This is a genomic window from Natronosalvus rutilus (genome assembly GCF_024204665.1).
GTDB classification, from domain to species: Archaea; Halobacteriota; Halobacteria; order Halobacteriales; family Natrialbaceae; genus Natronosalvus; species Natronosalvus rutilus.
Window position 1 is genome coordinate 68,239 of the sequence record NZ_CP100357.1, and the last position, 20,693, is coordinate 88,931.

Annotated in this window: 18 protein-coding genes and 1 pseudogene; 7 read left to right on the forward strand and 12 right to left on the reverse strand. The window is 56.6% G+C overall.

Features of this window, described 5'->3' with window-relative positions; all coding sequences use genetic code 11:
• The first annotated feature begins 165 nt into the window (after positions 1-165).
• Entirely contained in the window at positions 166-333 is a 168-nt protein-coding gene (locus NGM29_RS20335; RefSeq protein WP_254161265.1) for a hypothetical protein, read from the forward strand.
• Between the two features lie 570 nt (positions 334-903).
• Here NGM29_RS20335 and NGM29_RS20340 read toward each other — a convergent pair.
• Together NGM29_RS20340 and NGM29_RS20345 are read right to left on the reverse strand one after the other, a co-directional pair.
• On the reverse strand, positions 904-1,692 hold the full coding sequence (locus NGM29_RS20340; protein ID WP_254161266.1) for a hypothetical protein: 789 nt from the start codon (positions 1,690-1,692) through the stop codon (positions 904-906).
• Between the two features lie 335 nt (positions 1,693-2,027).
• Positions 2,028-2,231: a hypothetical protein gene (locus NGM29_RS20345; RefSeq protein ID WP_254161268.1), complete on the reverse strand. Its 204-nt coding sequence runs from the start codon at positions 2,229-2,231 to the stop codon at positions 2,028-2,030.
• Between the two features lie 415 nt (positions 2,232-2,646).
• Here NGM29_RS20345 and NGM29_RS20350 point away from each other — a divergent pair, with 415 nt between their 5' ends.
• Both NGM29_RS20350 and NGM29_RS20355 read left to right on the forward strand, forming a co-directional pair.
• Positions 2,647-3,531 carry a hypothetical protein gene (locus tag NGM29_RS20350; protein WP_254161270.1) on the forward strand — a complete coding sequence of 295 codons (885 nt, stop codon included), beginning with the start codon at positions 2,647-2,649 and terminating at the stop codon, positions 3,529-3,531.
• Positions 3,528-5,597 carry an MBL fold metallo-hydrolase gene (locus tag NGM29_RS20355; RefSeq protein ID WP_254161272.1) on the forward strand — a complete coding sequence of 690 codons (2,070 nt, stop codon included), beginning with the start codon at positions 3,528-3,530 and terminating at the stop codon, positions 5,595-5,597. The genes NGM29_RS20350 and NGM29_RS20355 overlap by 4 nt, the downstream gene beginning before the upstream one ends.
• Positions 5,598-6,066: 469 nt before the next feature.
• Here the strand turns inward: NGM29_RS20355 and NGM29_RS20360 are convergent, their stop codons facing one another.
• Both NGM29_RS20360 and NGM29_RS20365 read right to left on the reverse strand, forming a co-directional pair.
• Entirely contained in the window at positions 6,067-6,594 is a 528-nt protein-coding gene (locus NGM29_RS20360) for a DUF7342 family protein (RefSeq protein WP_254161274.1), read from the reverse strand.
• A gap of 72 nt (positions 6,595-6,666) precedes the next feature.
• The gene (locus tag NGM29_RS20365; protein ID WP_254161276.1) at positions 6,667-7,227 is read right to left on the reverse strand and encodes a hypothetical protein; all 561 of its coding nucleotides are present in this window, start codon (positions 7,225-7,227) and stop codon (positions 6,667-6,669) included.
• Positions 7,228-7,490: 263 nt separating this feature from the next.
• On the opposite strand from NGM29_RS20365, the gene NGM29_RS20370 reads away from it, so the two are divergent.
• The 4 genes from NGM29_RS20370 (at position 7,491) to NGM29_RS20385 (ending at position 8,811) form a co-directional block, all read left to right on the forward strand.
• The gene (locus NGM29_RS20370; protein WP_254161277.1) at positions 7,491-7,799 is read left to right on the forward strand and encodes a hypothetical protein; all 309 of its coding nucleotides are present in this window, start codon (positions 7,491-7,493) and stop codon (positions 7,797-7,799) included.
• Between the two features lie 85 nt (positions 7,800-7,884).
• Positions 7,885-8,154 carry a type II toxin-antitoxin system HicB family antitoxin gene (locus NGM29_RS20375; RefSeq protein ID WP_254161278.1) on the forward strand — a complete coding sequence of 90 codons (270 nt, stop codon included), beginning with the start codon at positions 7,885-7,887 and terminating at the stop codon, positions 8,152-8,154.
• 3 nt (positions 8,155-8,157) lie between these two features.
• Positions 8,158-8,409, forward strand: coding sequence for a type II toxin-antitoxin system HicA family toxin (locus NGM29_RS20380; RefSeq protein WP_254161279.1), 252 nt, complete (start codon positions 8,158-8,160; stop codon positions 8,407-8,409).
• Positions 8,410-8,547: 138 nt separating this feature from the next.
• Positions 8,548-8,811 carry a hypothetical protein gene (locus NGM29_RS20385; RefSeq protein WP_254161280.1) on the forward strand — a complete coding sequence of 88 codons (264 nt, stop codon included), beginning with the start codon at positions 8,548-8,550 and terminating at the stop codon, positions 8,809-8,811.
• Between the two features lie 808 nt (positions 8,812-9,619).
• Here NGM29_RS20385 and NGM29_RS20390 read toward each other — a convergent pair.
• From NGM29_RS20390 to NGM29_RS21565, 8 genes and pseudogenes are all read right to left on the reverse strand, one after another.
• Entirely contained in the window at positions 9,620-11,125 is a 1,506-nt protein-coding gene (locus NGM29_RS20390) for a primase-associated protein (protein ID WP_254161282.1), read from the reverse strand.
• Positions 11,122-12,012 carry a bifunctional DNA primase/polymerase gene (locus NGM29_RS20395; RefSeq protein WP_254161284.1) on the reverse strand — a complete coding sequence of 297 codons (891 nt, stop codon included), beginning with the start codon at positions 12,010-12,012 and terminating at the stop codon, positions 11,122-11,124. The genes NGM29_RS20390 and NGM29_RS20395 overlap by 4 nt, the downstream gene beginning before the upstream one ends.
• Entirely contained in the window at positions 12,009-16,229 is a 4,221-nt protein-coding gene (locus NGM29_RS20400; RefSeq protein WP_254161286.1) for a hypothetical protein, read from the reverse strand. Before NGM29_RS20400 ends, NGM29_RS20395 begins: the two co-directional genes overlap by 4 nt.
• On the reverse strand, positions 16,222-18,456 hold the full coding sequence (locus tag NGM29_RS20405) for a VirB4 family type IV secretion system protein (RefSeq protein ID WP_254161288.1): 2,235 nt from the start codon (positions 18,454-18,456) through the stop codon (positions 16,222-16,224). The genes NGM29_RS20400 and NGM29_RS20405 overlap by 8 nt, the downstream gene beginning before the upstream one ends.
• A complete protein-coding gene (locus NGM29_RS20410; RefSeq protein ID WP_254161290.1) occupies positions 18,456-19,517 on the reverse strand; it encodes a TraC-like domain-containing protein in 1,062 nt (353 codons plus the stop codon). Before NGM29_RS20410 ends, NGM29_RS20405 begins: the two co-directional genes overlap by 1 nt.
• A gap of 6 nt (positions 19,518-19,523) precedes the next feature.
• Complete coding sequence (locus NGM29_RS20415; protein WP_254161292.1) at positions 19,524-19,910, reverse strand: hypothetical protein; 387 nt, start codon at positions 19,908-19,910, stop codon at positions 19,524-19,526.
• Positions 19,911-19,986: 76 nt separating this feature from the next.
• Positions 19,987-20,307, reverse strand: a complete 321-nt coding sequence (locus tag NGM29_RS21560; protein ID WP_425499281.1) for an ATP-binding protein — start codon at positions 20,305-20,307, stop codon at positions 19,987-19,989.
• A pseudogene (locus NGM29_RS21565) lies at positions 20,287-20,619 on the reverse strand (ATP-binding protein); the annotation flags it as partial. The gene NGM29_RS21560 and the pseudogene NGM29_RS21565, both read right to left, overlap by 21 nt.
• Positions 20,620-20,693: the final 74 nt, after the last annotated feature.

Consider the following 20,693-nt stretch of genomic DNA (forward strand, 5'->3'; position numbering starts at 1 on the left):
GGCGGACCTCGTCGGCGCGGCCAGCGCGCTCGTCGACGACCTGGTAGTCGACGTCGGCGAGTTCGAGCGCGTCGAATTTCGAGTCGCCGTACTCGAGATTGAGCCAGCCCTTCGTGCGGGCGGCGGTCCGAGCGTTTATACCGGATGGCGCGGCCAGACCAGTCGATGCGACACCCCCAAGACGACCTCCTCGTCGTCGAGGCCCTCGTCGAGTACGCTCACGACCACGCGGATGCCGAGCCTGGACGGGCCGACCGGGCCTGGACGCTCGCCGACGACCTGGCCGCCAGCCACGGCCTCGGCCTCGAGGATGCCGTCCGCCAGATCGAGTAACGCCGCAAACCGCCCCAGCTGCCTCCACGCGCTCGAGGTCGGGCTCCCCCGCGTCGCAGAAGCTTTCCGTTGACCACAGTCATCACAGGTATGGGGACGCGATCACGGCGGGAGTCAGCCGACGAGACGGTCACGCTCACCCACGAGGGCGACTGGTACATCGCGACTGACGAGACGACCGGGATGTCAGCCAGGGCGAGACGAAAGCGGAGGCCCTCGAGAACCTGGCCGAGGCGCTCGAGCTTCACGGGCGTCCAGTGCTGGAAGACGCTAAGGATCTGGAGCCGTCTTCGGCGCCGTGAGTCGACTGATTTTACTTTTTCTGGCTCTGTTGAAATCCTCAGACGTTGATAGGAATCGGGTGCTGAATACAGAGGATGAGTGCAGCACGACAACATCGGTTATTTCGCATTGACACCGGTGAATCATCCGATCACACACGTGCTTACTGATTGTGTCACCCAATTAGATTTGGCTTATAGGTTATGATCAGTGATCAACACCATTTCGAGAGACTGATTGGAGTTGACGGCCTTCGAGAGGGATTCTTCGATTCTTCCGCGTAACGAGCTACGGGTTATCCATCGTAGCCCATTCCAACCATCCCTCAACGTATTCAATTTTCGCGGGATCGCACCGTGGATAGGGGAAGTAGACTGTTTGAGTGTCTCCGGAAGCAACATCGATCCCCAACTCTGTGCTTTGGCCAGCGTAGGCCACCGTCGTCTCGTCGAGATAGGCTTTTAGGTGTGGATACAGCGTAACGTCCTTCGTGTGGTTGTTATCGACTCTTCCAACGTATCCATACACTGGAGCGTCATCGTACGTTCCAATCTGGCCCCAGTCTCCATCGAGAGTCACGTACTCCTCGGAGGCGGGCCCGATATCCTCGACCCCACCACCGTCAGTAGAGAGCGTATACCCCTCTATCGCGTCAGGATTGCCTTCAGAAGCCATCACCGTAAACAAATACGTCTCGTCCTCAGCAACGCCGAACCCCGTATCCTTTGCATGCGATTCATCGGAAAATTCTGCTCGAACCTCTGGAATATTCCCACCTTCCCACGGCCCAATTCGACCCCGAACACCGTATCGACCGCTTTCGGCGTCTCTGAAAAATTCGTGGTCGGTAACGAGCTCTGCGTACGATCCCTCGACATCTGATTCGAGGGATTCACCGTCGGCACAGATCGGGGTGAAATCGGTGTCGAACGTCTCCGTGGCAACCGTCTCGACGTCTCGGTCATCCTCAGGGGTCAAATCAGATCCATCATCCGGTGTTGAACCACGTGAGAGACACCCCGCTACACCAGCAGTTGGCACCGTGATTACTCCAAGTAGATACCGTCGTCGTTTCATTTGTTGAGTTATTGAGACCCGCTCGGAAATAGTTATTTGGGTAACTGAATGGGGGTTGGAGTCCTCCTGTACGAGGTGTATTAGTCTTGGCTGATCGGGGCGTACCCCGCCTGTACTGAACGATTATCAACTCTCGTAGATTCTCTCATCTCGTGCCACATTCGCGCTCTGTATTCAGCACGCAGTCTTATCAGGGCTGAAGGATCTCAACAAAACCGAAAGACAGAGATCTGCCTCCATCGAACGACTGCACTGAGTACGATGGGTAGCCGTCGCATCTCGACACTCAGATCGGTCGAACGCAGGGACGTACTGTGGCCTAGGATTCGCTGGCGTCATTGGTCGAGCACGTCGACGTCGGGCTTCGCCCCGGCTGGACCTGCGACTGCTTTTGCCCGCTCGAGTTCGCGGCGTTCTCGCTGGGCCTGTCGTTCGAGGGCAGCTGCCCGCCGACGACGTACGGAGAATCGATCGTCGTCGTCGACGTCGTCGTCTTCGATCGTGAAGCGCTTGCCTCGGTGATCGATCTGCTCGAGCATCAGTACACGTCCTCTCGAACTGCGTCTCGAGCGTCTGCCTGCAGGTGCTCGTAGCGGACTTCACAGCTGGCCGAACAGAACCGGCCAGCGTATCCTGCCCGATCTCGGGTGCGTCTCGTACAGGTCGGTACTCGACACTCGGTACACCTGGTCATCTGGCGATCCTCGCTTGAGGACCGGGTCGTTGCAGCGTCGGGCGACGCTGATGCTACGTTGCTTGTTCGCATGGATGTCTGCGGGCGGCTTCAGTCGAGCCCCCGCACCCCTCCGGGGGGCGACAAACCATCTCGAGCGGACGACCTGGTCACCTCTCAGTCATCGATTGAACGTTCCATTAAATCGCACACTCTTTAACAACCCCTTTCACGTAGAAAGAATTATAAGGAATAAATAATACAAATTATTTACGCTAAATATGGGAATACAAGAGACAAGCGGCGATACAGAACGTACTGCTACTGCGATCCTTCGAGTCCTTGACCCCATCGAAATCATCGACTCACTTCCTCCAACTGTCTTCCCGGTTAGCGCGAAAATTCAGCTTGATCGTACCAGTCGTGAAGATCATGCCTATCAAGAGTATCGGCCACCAGACTACCCTGTTGAAGTCCGTGTCCCCGCCGAAGCGCCCTATATCCCGGAAACAACGGTCCATTTTAGCAATCCTGCAGAGCGGCCACCCAAAAATGCACAGCCTGTGAGCACTGCTGAATTCATCGACGGCCTTGAGGAGATAGCTGATCATCTCAAAGAAGAGACTGCTACTGATCCTCAGCGTCTGTATCTTACCGGGATTTGCGTTGTCGAAGTCCCCTCTCAATATCTTACCGTTGATGATGGTATACACGCTGTGAAACCTGCACTGTATGAGGAAAACGCCCAGATGACGATCGCGTATTTCCAAAAAGATAATTCGCTCAGTGCCCACAATGTTCGTGAAGATCTTGATGAAGCACTTCCTGGCGAGACTCGAACACCGCTCGAACTCATCCGTCTCGATGAGGTTACTGCTAAACCGTCACGCCTTGGAAGAGGGACTACGCGTCGAGCAGGCCGTGCCCAATACTTTACTGAAAAAGAAGCTGAAAAAGCTGGCTCAATCGATGCAACACCTGCGATTTGGCAGGTAAATCGTCTTCGTCGCCCCGGAGATGGTACCCGCCCTCTCGAAACCGTACTTGATGAATACTACCGGTTCTTACCTAGACTCGCTGAGACCGACCTCATTCGCGAACTCACTTTTGTTGGCCAGACCCGGACTGTCGAACGATTCTACGCCGAACAAGTCCTGAGCCGATGAGTCATCAACGGACTCTCAAACAGTCAGAAGAGGGAAGTACAGCTACCAATGATGGTAGTCTTGTTGACCAACCTCTTGTGGTTACTCCATTGGGTGGTGCTAGAGAAGTCGGTCGATCTTGTTATCATGTCCAAACGCCGGAGTTGGATTTCCTTGTTGACTGTGGACTCAACCAGGGCTCCGGTGGTCAGTTCCCAAAACTGAGGGAGATTGACGAAGGACAGATTGACGCCGTATTTCTCACGCATGCCCATATCGATCACTCAGGAGGACTTCCAGTACTGGAGCATCGCGGCCTTCTCGCAGCTGATGCCCCTCTTATCACGACACGACCGACAACGGCACTTTGCCATACTCTCCTTCATGATTCAATTAACATTCATGAGGAACAGGCCCGCCAACAGGGCCGAAAGCAACAATTCACCAGAGATGACGTCCATGACGTTCTTGAGCGGTTTAAACCACATCGCTACGGAACCCATACCCTCTCTCGAGATCTCCCTCGAATCGATACCCTCGCTGATATCGAATACAAACTCGGTGGAGCAGGCCATCTGCTTGGTAGTGCTTGGCTCGCCATTGAATACGGTGGCCGTCGCGTTGTGTTCTCTGGTGATATTGGGGGTCGATCAGCTCATCTTCCTGATTGGGAGGCGCCTCCACCTGCAGATACGCTCTTCTTGGAGAGTACGTATGGGGACCGCCAGCAACACCGCTCGTTAAAATCAGCACGGAACCAACTCTATCAAGAAACTTTGGACGCTGTGAAGAACGGTATTCCGGTTCTCATTCCAACCTTCGCTGTGGGGCGAGCCCAAGAAGTGATGCAGATATTCCGCGAACGCTTTCCCCACGAGCCAGATGATGTCCAGGAGAAACTGGAGGTTATCTACGATGGGATGGCACGAGATGCCACTGCTGCCTATCATGCCTATTCTATTGGGGAATTCGTCAATGAAAAGATCAACAACTGGCGGATGAACGCTCAAGACAACGAGCCCTTCCTTCCGGACTGTGCATGGTACCCAGAAAATAATTCTGAGCGTGCCCCAATCCTCGATGGTGATAGCGCTCCGATTATCGTCGCACCTTCTGGAATGCTTACTGGGGGCACCTCACCGCTGTATCTTACTGCACTTGCGGAAAAATATGATGAGGCACGTGTTTTCTTAATTGGTCACCAGGCGGAGGGGACACCAGGAAAAGTCCTGCAAGATGCTTCAGGTACCCATGTAGAAGTCTCTCTCCCAGTAACACCATTCACTGATCTGGATCTTGAGGCCGACGACAGCGGCAATACCACAGTAACGATCCCAACGTCTTGGATCCAAACCATCTCTGGTTTTAGCGGACACTGCGCTCGTCAAGTTCTGTCTGAGTTCGCTCAGGATGTCGACGCAAAGCATGTCGCACTTGTCCATGGACCAAGCGCTGCTCAGAAAGAGTGCAGAAACTACCTTGACAAGAGACTCAACGCAGATGTCGTAAGTCGGGCTATAATGGGAACGCCAATTCCCGTTTATGGTGCTACTTCAGGGGAACTCACAAATGTTGATCTAAGTGATGGGGCTGCCACTGCTGCAACCGTCCGCCCTCAAAGTGAGGTTGATACAGACCATGTTACAGATACGCTTGTCGATGACGATGAATCGAGTAGCGAATTTGAAGCCGAGAACCTAGAGACAGAGAAGGAGGTAGAGCTGAGTGTTGGAGAGCGCATCGACGCATTGGAGGAAAAAATAAAGCAACTTGAAGCAGAACTGGTGGCTGCCCGTCACGAGGGTCGATGGACCGAGGGCGAACTTCGACGACTTATTCGCTCGGTACTAGATAGCGGGTCTACGATCCCTGGGAGTGTGAGTGGCCCTCAATTTAAGGAACACACGCTTGATTCTCTCTTAGAAATCGACGGGGTAGGGACAAATATCCTCGAGAATCTCAACGAGAACGGGTATCAGTCAATAGCTGGTATCAAGAGTGCTTCTGTATCAGATCTAACTAACGTTGATGGAATAGGCAAGAAGATCGCCACTAGGATGTTAGAACAAACGCATAGAGAGTCCTGAACGATATTTTGGAAACTACTCGAAAGACAGTTCAGCAAGCTTCTCTGGCAGACTTTGTAGACGAGTTTCGAAGACTGATAGCGGGTGGGCATCCAGAAACACAGCCTTTTCTCGATCCACTGAACCATCCGGGTAATCGATCTGAAAGTGGCAGTGGCCTAAGTCCGTGTGAGTATTGTCCTGATGCCATCCGCAGGAAAAGCCACGTTCTGGTTCGACCCACTGAATCCAGTAGTGGTTCCAGTTCTGACGGAATATAAATTCAATTTCGACTCGAGCAGTTGTCGATCGATACGAGTGATCAAGAAACCGTTCAACGTCGACAACGGTGTGAATCTCGCGAGGACGGTTTCGAGACGGAAGGTACTGGACGTCGGAAAACTCCGGTTGCGTACTCAGTCGCTGGTGAATTCGTTCATAAACACGTCGCTTGTCGTACGGGTTTCCACCGCTAGTGAACCGTCCCATCTCAGTCGGCGTGTTGAGGTTGGCTGGGGTCTGAACCGTGGTCTTGTGCCGAAAGATCGTCGTATAGCCCAAGTGCGTTGGTGAGTAGCTGGCGATGGTGCTCGTTTTCCTCCCAGTAAGAGATCACCTTTCGTCGGTCCCGGACCTCTTCTGAAGGGAACTCTTCCCCAAGCGATGTCTCAAGATCTTGCAGTGAATCAACGTCGTATTCGTGCTTCCACTCTGCAATTTCCGAGGCGATTGCCTCCAGTTCGTCTCGAAGCTCGTCTTTCGTATTCTCGACGACAAGCTCTTGGATATGATCGAGATACGCCCGCATTGGATCGATCTTGTAGCGTGTATTGCCGTCCATCTCGACGGTCGTAAGCTGGCCTGCATCAGTAAGATACTCGAGTTGGGATTTCGCTGTTTCCCAGGAACCAACCTCCGCTTGCTCTTTGATCCAGTTGACCGACCTCGGCTCACGGAGTGTGAGGGCAACGGCTTCGATCCGATCTCGAGCAGTCATCGTTTCGGTCCAGTCATCCATGGTCTTGGAAGCAGATATGGGCTTTATACACTTATAGATTGAGATCGATTCGTGATATCCGAGAGTTAGAGGTTAGCGAATGAATGTCCCATCCGGAGCGGGTGTGATCCCAGTCTGAATCTCGAGGTCGACGCGTCTGAGGTGTTTACAGCCACCGGCAGGCTGGCGTTGTTCACAGTCCGGGCAGGTACACGTCTCCGCCTCGACGTCGACCGTGTAGGTGTTCCCACTCTCGCTGACGACCTCGTAGGTTGCGCCCTTACTGGCGAAGCGAACGTCCATCTCCTCGCTCAATGCCCGGCGGGTTCGTGGTTCGTCGATCGAGTACCCACCTGCCTCGAGTGGCGTCGGTGGCTGTGGATCCGCACAGGGGCTGGTGAATTCGTTGCGACGGTTGCGTTCTTGCCCGCATGTTCTGCACCGCCAGTAGCGTGTGCGGTATTCGGAGCCCTCTGTGAGGTCGATCTCGTACGGTGATGGCTCACTTCCGGGAAGCCACTCGTCGATGGCAATGAGTTCGTGTCCGTTGAGTCGGGCAACGTCACCTGGATAACTGCGATCTCGATCGCTCGTGTTTGTCTGGGATTGGTTGTCTCGATGCGATTCGCTCTGGAGTGGCTGATCGGTGCTCATCAGTGATCTCGAGGCACACTGAGTTGCGCCTCACGCCTGTTGGCGCACAAAAAGTGACTTGAAACGTCTGCTCTCGAGCCCCAGCTTCGAAGAAAGTAGGGTCTTTCTGAGCGAGCTATGGGATTACCCCCGGATTCGATTACTGTAGAACGCGTGGGGTAACTACATGCCTATCTTGGGCCACTGCCGACAGCGAAACGTGCCCTCGTACTTCGAGTATCCACGTCCGGGTATACTTGTACAGAGGGGTAGTATCGACTGCTATGATGGGCGAGGATGAGCCGGTGGAACACTGTACACTGGCCGAGTCAGAGAATCTCTTTGAAGCGCTTGCGGCCGCTGAGATCGAACATCTCGACGTCGACGAACATCGAACGATCGTGATTTACCACCAAGCGATTCTCATGGTCATCGTCACAGAGGGGCAAGCAACAGCAGCACAGGCCTTCGACGTCGAATTCTGGAAGGGACCGCCGAACGCGTCCTCTCCTGACCCTGGCGAGTTCCTGACTACGTTCCTCGAAGAGCTGATTGCGACCACCGAAGTCTCCCGGTCAGTTACCCACGACTGAAGTAGTGATTTGATGATACCTCTGCATTCGCAGCGTGGGCAGTATGCCGAATACTTATACGGCCCATCCCGTAGATATGTACACGATGGCCAGTTCGACCCGAACCGGCGATGCCAACGACGGCGAGATTCGCCTCTGGCAGGAGGACGACTGGTGGGTTGCGAAAGACGTGGATACCGGTGTGACGACTCAGGGAGAGTCCAGAGAAGAAGCGCTGGACAACCTCGACGACGCTGTCGCAGTCTACACCGGCGAACGTGGCCGTGAACCGACGGACGAGGAACTTCGTGCGCTAGGAATCAACCCCGCGAACAATACTACGGGCGACCAGGAGCCGCCGGACGTGCTCGACTAATTGATGGGACGGCGAACGTTCTCCGGAATGGAGGTCGTGAAGGTGCTGGTCAACGTCGGTGGGTTCGAGTGGCGACGAACGACCGGCGACCACGCCCAACTGTACTACGAACACCCGACGAACGAAGACGACCGCCGACAGGTGACCGTCCCACTGCATAACGAACTCCGTACAGGAACGCTCCGAAGCATCGCCGAAAGCGCCGGAGCACACGATTTTGATGCATTCTGCAACTGGATCGACGAAAACGCCTGATCGTCGACGAAGCGTCGATCCCTGCCCCTATTGTCGAACAGGAAAGCATGGTGTGGTCCGCCCTCTGCCTCATCATTATTCTCCTAGAGGAGGTATTCTTAAGCGAGTCGATACGAAAGATACAGGTACGAAAACGAGATGAACGACAGCACCGATCCACGACCGCCACTGTCAGAGTGGATTCTTGACGCGTACGATGTCCTTTGCATGCACTGTCTCAGTTCTGACGATCGTGAAGATGTGCCGTCAATCCCTCGAGAACAAGCACTCGAGATCCTTCTGAGAACCGATGACCTGGCCTTTGAGCCTGAAGACGCGAACTATGCGCTCACCCGGCTGCTCGAGCGAGGCTACTTCTACGAGGTCGACGATGAACTCCGTGTGACAGAGCCGGAAAGCTGACGTTTGGGTTTGAGTTTGAGACGTACTGTGGGACATTTCCTCTATTTAATATCTATGTAGAGACTGATAGGTGACTCGAAGACCGCACCAGACAATGGGATCGTCGGTTGCTCGTTACCCCGGTAATACCGCCGGTCAACACTCAGGCTACTCGGTGGGGAATCTCTAGTTCTTCTCCCTAATCCATACGTAGCCTGAAATACCAACTCACGCTGAACGGGATCCTCAATTACCACTATCCGTTCCTCATCTGTCTACGTATCTCCAACTAATAGCTCTCCACTTGCTTCCCTCCACCTCATCACCCGATTATGCCGTTCCCTGTATTATACTCATCTGATAGTTCTCTAATTTCCTTCTGTGCTCTGCCCCTCCCTAAATCCCTCCTCACAACACCCTAAATTCACACCTCGTACTCTACCCTTTCTTTGGACGATTTTCGAGGTGCGAATTTCGATTTAACGGATTCAGAATTGCATAGGATAGCTAAGGGCTGGTTTGAGGGCGCTATTTGTTATATGAAAGCGAGTCTTAGACCTCGAGTTGATATATGCAACGCGTGACGGCCGTTACCAGCTAAATTCTGGCAAATCGGGAAAGTAGGCGAATACAGTTACTTATCCTATATGAAAGTGGGTTCCTCCGATAAATGAAAAACGAGGGATCGGAACCGCTAAGACTGCCCAATTACTCACGAAGAAGCCCTCATTCGTATTTGCAAACCGCAGTGCTGAATGTTCTCGAAAGATCGGGAGATGAATACATACTCGAACTGCCAATAATGACCGTGTTTGCTCGTCTAGGTCCGCTACTGGGTCGGGTACTCTCCGTGGTCATCGATCTGTTCGTACATCTGGTCGGGGAAGGGAAGACTTCCATAGATCGAGTAGGGACACTGGTCACGCCCGATGCAGTACCGTTGCATATCATCATTCGTACAATTCATCGGGAGAGGGATTTCGCCGCCGATATCGTTGTCGAGTTCGTACCGAATCTGGTACTCAGTCACCTCGTCCTCGTACCAGGGCCACCGCGAGAACAGGTCTTTCACGTCGCTGATGAATTCCGCCATACTCGCGTCCCGATACTGGGGGAGCCACCACGCCATCCGCACCAGATTGAACAGATCCTTCCGGACGGGTTTCTTCTCCTGGAGGCGCTCGTTCATCGCTGCCATACAGGGCAACTCGAACAGGTCTTCGAGCTTATTGATGTGGAGTGGTTGAGCACCGTCGCTGTAGTCGGTAAGCGTATACCGATTCAAGCGTGCGTTCTCGACGGTGACGCTCGCGTGATCGCGGTTCCGCGAGAGAACCGCACCGAGACTTCGCGCTGAGGAAATGGATTCACAGACCTGTCGCTCCCACGTTCGGTCCGGGTCGTACGCGTCAACCGCTTTGTAGAGGTCGCTTGCAGTTTGTGTCTCACCGAGTTCGGCAACGTTGTCGTCTGCAGCGGTCACTGCGTTGATGATCGTCAAGAGGTCACGTTTTTGTCGACTCCAGTTCTCCCACACGCGGTGGGTCTGTCCGGCCTGGAAGAAGCGGTCGATGCGCTCACTGATTGCGGACTCGTTCGCAGTGAGCCAGCTTCGCTGTTCCGCTGTTAACGTCTCCTCTTGAACTGCGAGTAGACGTCCAAACGCGTCTTTGGCGTACTCGCGGTACTTCGCCATGAAATCCGAGACGGGAACATACAGATTGTTGTCCGCGACGTGGGCCTGAATCTCGCCCTGCTCCCCCTCGTCGCCATCCGTACGGGCCAAGCACTTTCGTGAGGCGGCGACGAGCGGAATCTCGAGGTAGTATCCTTCGCCGAACTCGGGGTTGGTTGTGATATCTGTACAGACTCGACCCGGATGGACGCCGTCTTCGCCGGGTGCTTTCGCGTAGAGGGTTTCGGCGATCTCCTGGTGGAGCGACCAGTCCTCGTACTCGCGAACGAGCGATCCGATATTGTTGACGTAGAGTTCGCGAAGATCACCGAGAAGCGCGAGATGACGGGGCGGCGTATCCTCGAGTTTCGGATGGTCCATAATGCAGACCGCCCCGAGCGTCGTAAGAACAGCCAGCACTCCCGGATCGTCTACGTAGGGACGCTCGGCTGCCTCCTCTCGTGTGCTCGGCGTGAACGCACCGGTGGTGAATCGCTCGATGTCGACAAGCAGCTTCTCCGTCTGTTGCTCGCCATCGACCATCCACCGCTGATACCCACGCTCGAACAACTGCGTGAGCTGGGACTCGCCCTCGTCTCGTGGGAGAGCCGCGACTCGATACGCCGTGTATTCGTCGTCCACTGGTGTCTCTCGGCTCATAGTTGAAGGAAATCGGGCGTCGCCTCGGTTCGGAAATCGAATCCCGGATCGTCGATAGGCTGGACGACACGCGAGATATCGGCATGTAGCGAGTACGGCAGCCGCATCACCCGGCGCCGGTCAGCCGTGACCACTGGATCGATGGGGATCTCATATTCGTCGAGGAGCAGGTCGTTAATCACCTCCCGGCTTTGCTCGTCGTAGCGGTGCCCACGGTCCGTATCGAGCAAGTAGACGTGGCAGCCCTGGCCCGAGTAGACGACCATCGTTTCCTCAGCCGCGAAGTCGTCCTCGAAGATCTCCTGGGCTGTGAAGCCGTACTCGAGAGCTTGCTCGATATCCTCAAACGCGTAGGGATAGCCCTTGGGTGGGCTGTCGAAGACGCCTGTAGTTCGAAGGTGTTCTGCCTCGACGTTGCCGGTTTCACCAGTTGTTTCACTGGAAGCGCGCTGTGCTGCGATGTCTTTCGCGTCGATATCGACCGCGAGTACCCACGACCGCTCCCAGTGATCGAGTGCGTAATAGACGGCATCGGGGCGTGGCTCCGGTTGCTCTACAAGGTCAGGATCAACGAGCGCGTAGTCGTTGCCCTGCGCGGGATCGTAGCGGGCGGGGTACTGGATGAATTTGACGAGGTCCGCTCGTGAATCGAACTGCTGGCTGGTTCGATCACCGGACCTGCTGGTTTGCCAGGTATCGCGACGGATAAACGACCGATCAGGAGCGTTCTGCTTTTGGATCGGGTATGCCTCTCGGAAGGCGATAGCGTACTGCTTCGGGCCACTGGCTGTGAGGAATGATGGGAGTGAGTCGAGTTGGTCTGGAAACGTCTCTGTGTAGTAAGTGTGGAGCTCCTCACGGGTCGCTTCTCGCCACTCCCCAGTCACGGCTTCTGGTCGACCTCCGTTTTGAGACTCCGGAACGTGTGGAGGGAGTCCATTCCCGGCAGATCGGGGCCGGTGATCGCGGCACGAAGCGAACTGATCGTCCGTGTTTGGGTTGACGTCAGCGAGATATCGACTGCGTCAGTATCTGTGAGCGTCTCGATGACCTCCAGAAGGAGTTCCTTATCTTCACACGCCCAGGCAGCAGCCGCGTCGACGCTCGCCAGTTTCTCGTAATCAGAGAGCAGTGCGTCAGTATTGTTACTCGGAGTTTCGACTTCCCCTACCCAGACGAGTTCGTCCTCGGTATCGAACCCCACAACGTCAAATACGACATCCTTCGTGTGCTGGTAGTAAACGGCCGTTCGAGCAACGTCCTCCTGCTGTGTGAGCCACGCCTCGAGGAAAGCGACACCAGCCTTGTGGGGCGTTTTCTCACCGAGATCGCCAATACCTGGGCTGGTATCAAGCGACCGATCGAGGAACTGACGCCCAGCGGGGAGGACCGTATAGTACGTCTGCCAAAACGAGCGGTGTTCTTCGATGAACTCCTTCTCTTTGAGTATCTCTACGTCGAGATTGGAGAATGGCTCTTCGAGCACAGTCATGCTCTCTAGCAGTGAATACTCCTCGAGTTGGCGGTTCATCGCATCCAATACGAGACCGAGGAATGCGGCCTCATCGCGTGTGATGCCTTCCTCGCGGAGTGTCTCATCCGGGATGGTCGTCGTTGCATCCTTGAATCGGGTCGAGTGTGACGTATCTGAACTCTGGCTCTCCCCCGGTTCTGGTGAGTTCTTTGACTCACTGCTGAGAGCAGTAACAGACTCGTCCGGAGATTCATCGAGAGACGCGAAGTCCTGGATCGTCACTTCGATGCCGTACGATTCAGCGTGTTCAGTGATGGCCCCAAGTCGAGTGAAGAGTTCACTGGACGTCGAAGCGGTGGAGCGAGCCCGTTTGGCGGCAACGAACACATCGTCTTTGGACGCGAATTGGCAGCATGCACTGGCCTTCCGCTCCTCAGACATGAGATACTCGGATCCACAGACGTCACAGACGTAGCACTCGGTGTCCGCGTCGTAACTCACATGCTCGGGCAGCGAATTCTCACCAGTCGTTTCCGCCGAATCCGTTGTCTCCTCATCGCCATCCGTAGTGTGTAGTTCTGGAGTTTCGTTGCGCTCCTCGTACTGTTCTGGCACTGCCTCTTCCGCGGACGAGTCTTGTGGGCTGCCCTCGAGTTCCTGCGGTTCGCTAGCAGTATCGCCGAACATGGGCACTTTCCCGATGTCTCGCTCGTCATCCGATGGGGTGTCGGGTTCTCCCGCTGTAGTCGTTGTCTCACCGTTCACAAAAGTGTCTGTGGCGCCGCTCACGCTACTAGCGCCGAAGAACGGTGCATCCGGTGGATTAGTACCATCGGTGGCTTCAGCGGACGCTTTGCTCCCGCTCGAGGGTGCTACATCCCCTGCAGCGTCCTCGCCAACCTCGTTGAGGGTCTCTCGAACCTCCTCGCGAGTAAACTGACTCGTCCGGCCCGGTAGACTGCACTCTTCCTGGGTTCGCCGCATCACTCGAGGGATCTGCTGTTCCTCGAAGAGATGCCGGTCGTCGCCCAACAGTGGCGCATCGCTCTCGGGGTGGCCATCGGGAATTGGCAGCGACGCTAGCGAGAACGGCGCCGGGCCTGTCTGTCCAAATCGGGGGCTCGGTAGCTGGGCGATCCACTCACCGGCTGGCAGACGACTCACCCTATTGCGGAACTCGGACGTACTCAGATTCTCGTGGGCTATCGACTCTGCGAGCTTCGCGTCCGTCGCGATGTTCCCGACGAGCTTCGTCTTGACGTTGTTCAGAATCTCCGTGTACGGCCGGTCGGACGTGCTGTACTGCGCCACCTGCTCGGGATACTGAAGAACCAGGCCGAGACTCACACCGAAGGCTCGGCCTTGAGGAATGAACTGCTCGTAGACCAGCGAGGACGTCGCGATCGCTGCGGCCTCCTCGATGATCATATTCACAATCGTATCGTCGCCACTTCTGTGCTGACGAATACCGCCGTTCAACGATCGCCCGCCACCACGACGACCCTGGACGGCGTCCCAGAGATTGCTCAACAGAATCATCGTCAGGGCGTGCTGAGATTCGGCGCGGAACTCCCCCAGATCGAGCAGGATGACGGCATCCTTGTCGAGGAACTCCCGGAAATCGAACGCGTTCCCGACGTACGCCTCAGCTTCATCGTCCCACCGAGGGACGTGAGTGAATATCTGGTAGAGGTGCTCGTGCTCGACGAGTTTGTCGAGCCGATTCGCCGCGGCACCCATGGTCTGCTGGAACTGGCGTTCGTCCACCTGGCACTTCTGGATCAGCGACTGCTCGATATGCGCGTTCGCCTCACAGAGTTCGGGCACTGTTTTGTCCCGACTCATCCGGAAGACCGCCTGAATCAGGTCCTCGAGGCTGAACGCGTCCTGGCCGTATTCCTGATCGAACAGCGCCTTGATGAGGAACGTAAGGATCTCGTTGGCGACGTACGCATTCTCATGGCGTTCTTCACCGAGAATCAATCGCATGATCTCGTGGAAGTGCTCGACCTTGTCCTGGACGGCGTCCTCGCGAGGTCGACCCATCGCAAGTGCGGGGCGAATATCGAAAAAGGAGACGGCCGGCAGCATATCTGGCGCGTTGAAGTAGTAGACGTCGTCCAGACGCCCGTATCTCGCGTAGTGGATGCGGAGATAGTTCTCGGCCATTCCGTCGCCCTTTCCGTCGAGGAGAACGATCGGGCCGTCGACGTGCTCGTGAAGCGAGAGCATCTCAGCTTGGACGGCTGTTGACTTCCCGCTCCCCGTCGACGCTGCCCGAATATAGCTCGTGGTCAAGAGATCCGGTGGAATACGAATCGGCTCGTCCAGGGGCTCGCTCCGATTCCGGAGGGGCTTCCCGACCGCCATACCTGGACCAGTGAACTCCTCGAGGCGATCCGGATCGGGTAATGGAAGCGGCTGGCGGAGTCGTTCCTTGCCACGGGCGCCACGCGAGCCCTCAGTGGTCAGCGTTTGGCCACTCGGCACGGCCACAAAATTCGCGAGTTCATCCGCGTTCAACACGAGCTGTGGCCGACGCTTCCCCATCCAGGACTGGTTGAACGATCGGTTTAGCAGTCGGCTCAACTCCTTCTGAGCTGGGTCCCGAATGTTCGCCAGGCTCTTCGAGACGCGGCTGCCATCCAGGTGATAGAAGTAGCCGTCGAGATGGTTGAACGCGTTCGCGAGTGTCTCGATATTGTTCGAAGCCTGTGCCCTATCAACGTCTTCAGGATCCTCAGGAAGGACGGAAACAGCGCGGAGATTCACGAGAAATGTTTGTGAGGGGCCTTTCTGGTCGATGAGTGCCTGTCTGGATGCGACCTCCCCACTGGCTGCACTCGACGTCTGCCGGGTACTCTCGCCGACGTGTGGTGGATCACGACCACGTCGGCGATCGCGAATGCGCTCCTGATTGGCGCCGTACACCATATCGGCGAGACTCGTTCGAGCCGACTGGAGGGCGCCATCGTGTTTGGTCTCGATCTGCTTTTTCCGGGCTTCAGCCGCTCGCTGCCAGCTGCTATACCGGGTAAACAAGACTTGCAACGCGGTGGGTGCCGTGGCCTCTGTGAGCCGTTCGACGGCCGCCGCAAGTGGTGCCCGTGCCGGGTTTCCCGAGCGAGGGGTCTCCTCCTGAGCGTGCGAATACTGCTTGATCGGCGTCATCCAGTCGCGACTTCGCTCGCCGACGCCGCTCCAGCGGGCAGCGAGCGGCGTCCGATCGGAGAGTGAGACGCCGCCCCCATCGCCGATAGCCGTCTCTCCTCCTTCAACATCCGTCTTCGAATCGCTCTCGGCGCCGCGACTCCCGTAGCTGGAGAGTTCCGCTCGAAGATCGACGGCTTCCTCGTAGATATCGTAGCTCGCTGGATAGGCAGTCTGCAGCTCGGACTTGAGCGTGGGGAGCAGTTCCTCGTCTTCGACGCCGAGATAGAACCGGACCGGCGCGTCTTTCCCCTGCGTGAGCACCAGAAATTCGAACGCCGGTGGACTCTTCCGGGGGTCGTATTTGATTTTCCATCCCGTACGGAGTTTTCGCAAGCCTGCCAGCCGAGAGACGATATCCGACGGGTCGACGCGTTCCCGCGACGGCTCAATACGAATATAGCGACGTTGCTCAGTCATCGGCCTCTTGTGGTGCGGTCGGGACACCGGCCTCCTCGAGCAGCGAGTCCGGTATCTCGTAGTCGTCGACACGCCCTTCCCGGGCGAGATACTGGACGTCGCCGGCGTCGATGTACCGCTGATCGACGAGATACTCCCACGGGTCGAGGTCGTCGTCAAGAACGTGAATCTCGTAGTCGTTCACGTGGAGGGCGAGTGATTTCGTCCAGTCGTTGACGGCGAGCAGACACTCCGAGTAGCCGCCGTCCTCGCCGGTCTGCGCAGTTGCGATGAAGTTCTGCTCGGAGGGGGTCAACCCATGGAAGTCGATCATGGCGTTACTGACCGACTCGTGGTGGAAGATCTGCTTGATGTCACAGAGGTTGTAGACGTTCCGGGCCTTCTCGACGGCCTCCTCGGACTTCTTATCGGACTTCGCGATGAACTCATCGACGGTCTGTGAAATGAGCGTAATTGCCGTGTTGAAGTGGCGACTGTGGCGGATGAACAGGTCGATCATGTCCGTCGTCGCCGCCCGCCGCAGCAGGTAGTGGGCCTCGTCGATGGTCACCTGTGTGCGGCGATCGCTGCTCTGGGCACGCTGGTAGATCCAGTCGAACATCACGTGCATGAACAGCGGCGCCTGGCCGGTGTCGGCGAACATCGACATATCGATCACGACCAGCCGATTGTCGAGTTCGACGTTGGTTCGGCCGTTCAGATTGTCGTTCTCGCCGCCGTGCTGGAACGCCTCGAGCCCGAGGAGGAGCTGGTAGGCGTACTTCTCGTCGGCTTCTCTGAACCGCGTCTCGAGCTGTTCGATTTCTGGCCGAACGCGCTCCTCGTCCGCATCCTCGTGAAGCTCGAGAAACTCCGACGGCTGGTCACCGTCTGTGAGTGCATGCAGAATCTCGAGGACGTCCTGTATCGTCGGGCTCGTGTTCTCGTGGGTCGCCGGGTTGGGGGTAATTCCGTATTTGAGATAGGCAAGCCGAACAGCCCGGCGAAGGATGCCCTCCTGTTCCTTGCTCAGCGACTGATCCGCCACCGCCGAGAAGTGGGTACGAAATAGCTCCATCACCGACCGGAACTTCTTCTTGAACGGGTCGTCCGCGACGTCGTCGATACCGCGCCGGATTTCGAGGGGGTTGACCGTGTTCTGCCCGCCGAAGCGGATGACCTGTCCGCCGAGGTCGTTCGCGAAGTCGACGAAGTCCCCCAGCGGATCGAGGACGAGCATTTCGATCTCAGGATCCATCATCAGACGATGGTACATCTCGTGCTTCTCCGCGAACGTCTTTCCCGACCCCATCTTTCCGGCAATCGCTTTCGAGTACGACGAGAGCCGATAGCGGTCCAATAGAACGGGTGTATTCGTGCCGTCGAAGCCGTAGAAGACACCCTCCGGGTCGGCCACAGAGGGCTCGATGAACGGGAACATCGTCCCAACAGCCGTCTCCTGCATGAGCTGGGTCGCCTTAATCGGATCGTCGCCCAGTGGGGCCAGCGCGTCCTGAGATTCGATCTGGCGTTTCTCCAGCGTGACGGCTTTGGCATTTGCGGCACCCACCGTTTCGATGACGCGTTCGGTCGCATCATCGAGTTCCTGCTTGGTATCCGCAATGACCTCGATGTAGATCGCGAAGTCGAAGAGCTTCGTTTCCCCGAGGATGATGTCCCAGATGAGCTCTTTGACCATGTCGCGGTCGGCCTCGGCTTCGTGAGTGTTGGTCTGATTCTTCTCGTATTTCTTGTGCAGGCGGGCTCGCAGCTGCGTGAGGCGTTTCTGGAGCTTGCGGAGGACTGACCCCGTATCGCGTGGCTGGATATGCTGAGTGACGCGGACGTGGTCGTTCGTCGTGTACAGGTCCTCGAGCCAGCCCAGTGGAACCCGCTCAGGATAGCCGTGGATGGTCAGCGTCCGAACGAACTGGTCGTTGCGGACCATATAGCCCGACTCGAAGAGGTTCGAGACTTCCTGAAGCTGTCGTGGGGCGATGACGTCACGGTCGGCCAGCGTCTGTTCGGTCTCGTCCTGGATGACGCCAAGCCGGAGTTCTCCGTCGTCGACGTCCTCGACTTCGAGCAAGTACCTGGCCTGCTTTCGGATATTCTCCTTCGTGAGGTCGTCGCCGTTCGCCTCGAGGACCTCCGCAGCGCGGTCGAACGTCTCGTCGTCGATATCATCGATGCTTGGCTCACTACTCCCTACGGGCAGCCACGAGCGGAAGCGGTCGAATCGCCCCATCAGTACTCGCCCTCCGTTTTCGTCGCGTGCGAAAATTTCTCGAACTTCGGATCGACGTGGTTGTAGTAGTGATAGAGGATCTCCATCGTCTCCTGGCGGTCGGTGACTCGCTCGATGGAGACGTCAGTCCGGCCGAGTGTGTTTGTGATCCGACGTTGGCGCTGCCGGACCTCGCGGATGCAGAGTTCGGTTCGGGCCTCCTTATGAGAGCCGCCCACTGGTGTTCGATTGACGATTCCCGAACAGACCCTGCCGATGATCGGAAGCGTCCTGAGCTGACTCAACACGCTTCCTGTATCGAGATCCTTGTGGACCTGGTCGGCCTCGACTCGCGTGACAATGTAGAAATCGCGCTGTTTGAGGTCCTCGTCTTCGATGTTGGTGTTGGCCCACTGGATGTAGAATTTGCGTCCGTACTGGAGGATTGGCGTCTGGCCCCGTGAAGCCATGCTCGCGCCGGCTGTATAGAAACGCTCGAGGTGACCAGTTAGATCGAACGTTTTCGGATAGCAGGGGACGGCGACGCTGGACTCGAGCGACATGAGGAACGACATGTACGCGCTCATAGTGTCGCGTTTCGCCTGGTCACTGAGCGAGAGCCAGTTTTGGGGGTGGACTTTCAGGAGGCCGATGTAGCTGTTCCCGTTGACGGCGATGCCATCATCGCGAACGTAATCGAAGCCGAGTTTCGCCTGAGTGCTCGTGGGCTCGCCGAGTCGATTCTCGAGGTCGAAGTGGTCGCGAGCCCGAGCCCGTTCGCGAGCGGTCGGGAGATCGGTGTCGATGTCATCGAGGAATCTATTGAGTGCCCGGAGGACTTCGAGGTCGGACTCGGGTGCTGTCGACGATGCTCCGTTACGAGTCGCGGCAGCCGGATGGTCACCGTTCTGTGACTCAGAACCCGGCGTCGAGCTCGATTCGGTCGCTGACGCGCTCGCCGTCGATTGTCCGGCTGAAGTATCGGGTGAAGAGTTCCCGTTGGCTGTCTCGTCAATTTCGTGTTCTCCATCGCTGCCGGCGACGGTCCCATCAGTAATCTCGTCGGAGGAGGAAGAGCCCATACGCGGTTACCTCGATTCGGTCTCCTGGTCAGCTTTGATCGTCTCGATGTCGAGGCCTTCCTGCCGGACGCCGACGACGTCCTGGACAACAGCCGTTTCTGCCTCGGGTCGGGTGCGGCGATTGTAGTACGAGTTCGACGAGAGATAGTAGTCAGCGGCGGCACGGGCGTAGCTGATCGGCCGTTGGCCAGCGGGCGCAACAAGGAGGATGAGGATTCCGAGTGTGAGACCGATGCCGCCCGCAATCAGGAAGAGCGTGCCGGTGAACCCGAGGCTCTGGGCGATGCCGAGGGCGAGAAACGGGATGACGAGAACCTCGCCGGCTTCGCGGGCGGTAAGACCGAAGATCAACTTCGTGTTGATAATCCGGCCTGCGATAGGGAAGGTCTCCATGTAATCAATTCCTTACAAAGATAGATAGTTAATAGTTTCCCTAGTAAGTCGGTTTCTCCATAGCATTCACGATTTATTAGGTATCATTGTCCGTAGAGCGATCCGGGAACGACTCGTGAAGATCACCAAGCGAGATTGCCTCGGCATCACGCTCAGCTGCGTGCATTGCAGCGTCGTCGACGATTCCCACGATGTCAGCACTGTTGAGCCCTTCAGAGCGATCGGCTAACTCGTGATAGTCGTCCTCGTCAAGAGCGGTCGGAAGTTCCCGGAGTCGTACGCGGAAGATCGGCTCACGAGCGTCGTGGTCGGGAAGGCCGATTTCGTACTGCTGGCCAAACCGTCCTCGGCGTGTAGCCGCCTCGTCGAGTAGATCGGCTCTGTTCGTTGCTGCAATGACGAGGAAATTCGGGTTCTCGTCGCCCAGGTGCGCGAGGAACTCATTGACGACCTGGGCGTGCTCTCGATGGAGGTCATTACCGCGACCAGCGAGGAGGGCGTCGATCTCGTCGATGAAGATGACGCACCGGTCGAACTGTTCAGCTTCGGCGAAAAGCTGGTTGACCTGCTCGGTTGACTCGTTGATCCACCGAGATTTGATATCGCCCGCAGATAACTCGAGATACGGATGGCCGAGTTCGCCGGCGATTGCTCGAGCAAACAGGGTCTTCCCGGTTCCTGGTGGGCCGTAAAGGAGAATTCCATTCGGCGGTGAGACGTTGAACCGCTCATAGGCTTCGTCAATCCGAGTAAGTGGTCGGAGGACTGATCGAGTGATCTCTT

What these genes read in the sequence shown, in the direction of transcription:
- NGM29_RS20335 (WP_254161265.1), top strand. Translation starts at nt 166, where the DNA reads ATGCGACACCCCCAAGACGACCTCCTCGTCGTCGAGGCCCTCGTCGAG.
- NGM29_RS20340 (WP_254161266.1), bottom strand. Translation starts at nt 1,692, where the DNA reads ATGAAACGACGACGGTATCTACTTGGAGTAATCACGGTGCCAACTGCT.
- NGM29_RS20345 (WP_254161268.1), bottom strand. Translation starts at nt 2,231, where the DNA reads ATGCTCGAGCAGATCGATCACCGAGGCAAGCGCTTCACGATCGAAGAC.
- NGM29_RS20350 (WP_254161270.1), top strand. Translation starts at nt 2,647, where the DNA reads ATGGGAATACAAGAGACAAGCGGCGATACAGAACGTACTGCTACTGCG.
- NGM29_RS20355 (WP_254161272.1), top strand. Translation starts at nt 3,528, where the DNA reads ATGAGTCATCAACGGACTCTCAAACAGTCAGAAGAGGGAAGTACAGCT.
- NGM29_RS20360 (WP_254161274.1), bottom strand. Translation starts at nt 6,594, where the DNA reads ATGGATGACTGGACCGAAACGATGACTGCTCGAGATCGGATCGAAGCC.
- NGM29_RS20365 (WP_254161276.1), bottom strand. Translation starts at nt 7,227, where the DNA reads ATGAGCACCGATCAGCCACTCCAGAGCGAATCGCATCGAGACAACCAA.
- NGM29_RS20370 (WP_254161277.1), top strand. Translation starts at nt 7,491, where the DNA reads ATGATGGGCGAGGATGAGCCGGTGGAACACTGTACACTGGCCGAGTCA.
- NGM29_RS20375 (WP_254161278.1), top strand. Translation starts at nt 7,885, where the DNA reads ATGGCCAGTTCGACCCGAACCGGCGATGCCAACGACGGCGAGATTCGC.
- NGM29_RS20380 (WP_254161279.1), top strand. Translation starts at nt 8,158, where the DNA reads ATGGGACGGCGAACGTTCTCCGGAATGGAGGTCGTGAAGGTGCTGGTC.
- NGM29_RS20385 (WP_254161280.1), top strand. Translation starts at nt 8,548, where the DNA reads ATGAACGACAGCACCGATCCACGACCGCCACTGTCAGAGTGGATTCTT.
- NGM29_RS20390 (WP_254161282.1), bottom strand. Translation starts at nt 11,125, where the DNA reads ATGAGCCGAGAGACACCAGTGGACGACGAATACACGGCGTATCGAGTC.
- NGM29_RS20400 (WP_254161286.1), bottom strand. Translation starts at nt 16,229, where the DNA reads ATGACTGAGCAACGTCGCTATATTCGTATTGAGCCGTCGCGGGAACGC.
- NGM29_RS20405 (WP_254161288.1), bottom strand. Translation starts at nt 18,456, where the DNA reads ATGGGGCGATTCGACCGCTTCCGCTCGTGGCTGCCCGTAGGGAGTAGT.
- NGM29_RS20410 (WP_254161290.1), bottom strand. Translation starts at nt 19,517, where the DNA reads ATGGGCTCTTCCTCCTCCGACGAGATTACTGATGGGACCGTCGCCGGC.
- NGM29_RS20415 (WP_254161292.1), bottom strand. Translation starts at nt 19,910, where the DNA reads ATGGAGACCTTCCCTATCGCAGGCCGGATTATCAACACGAAGTTGATC.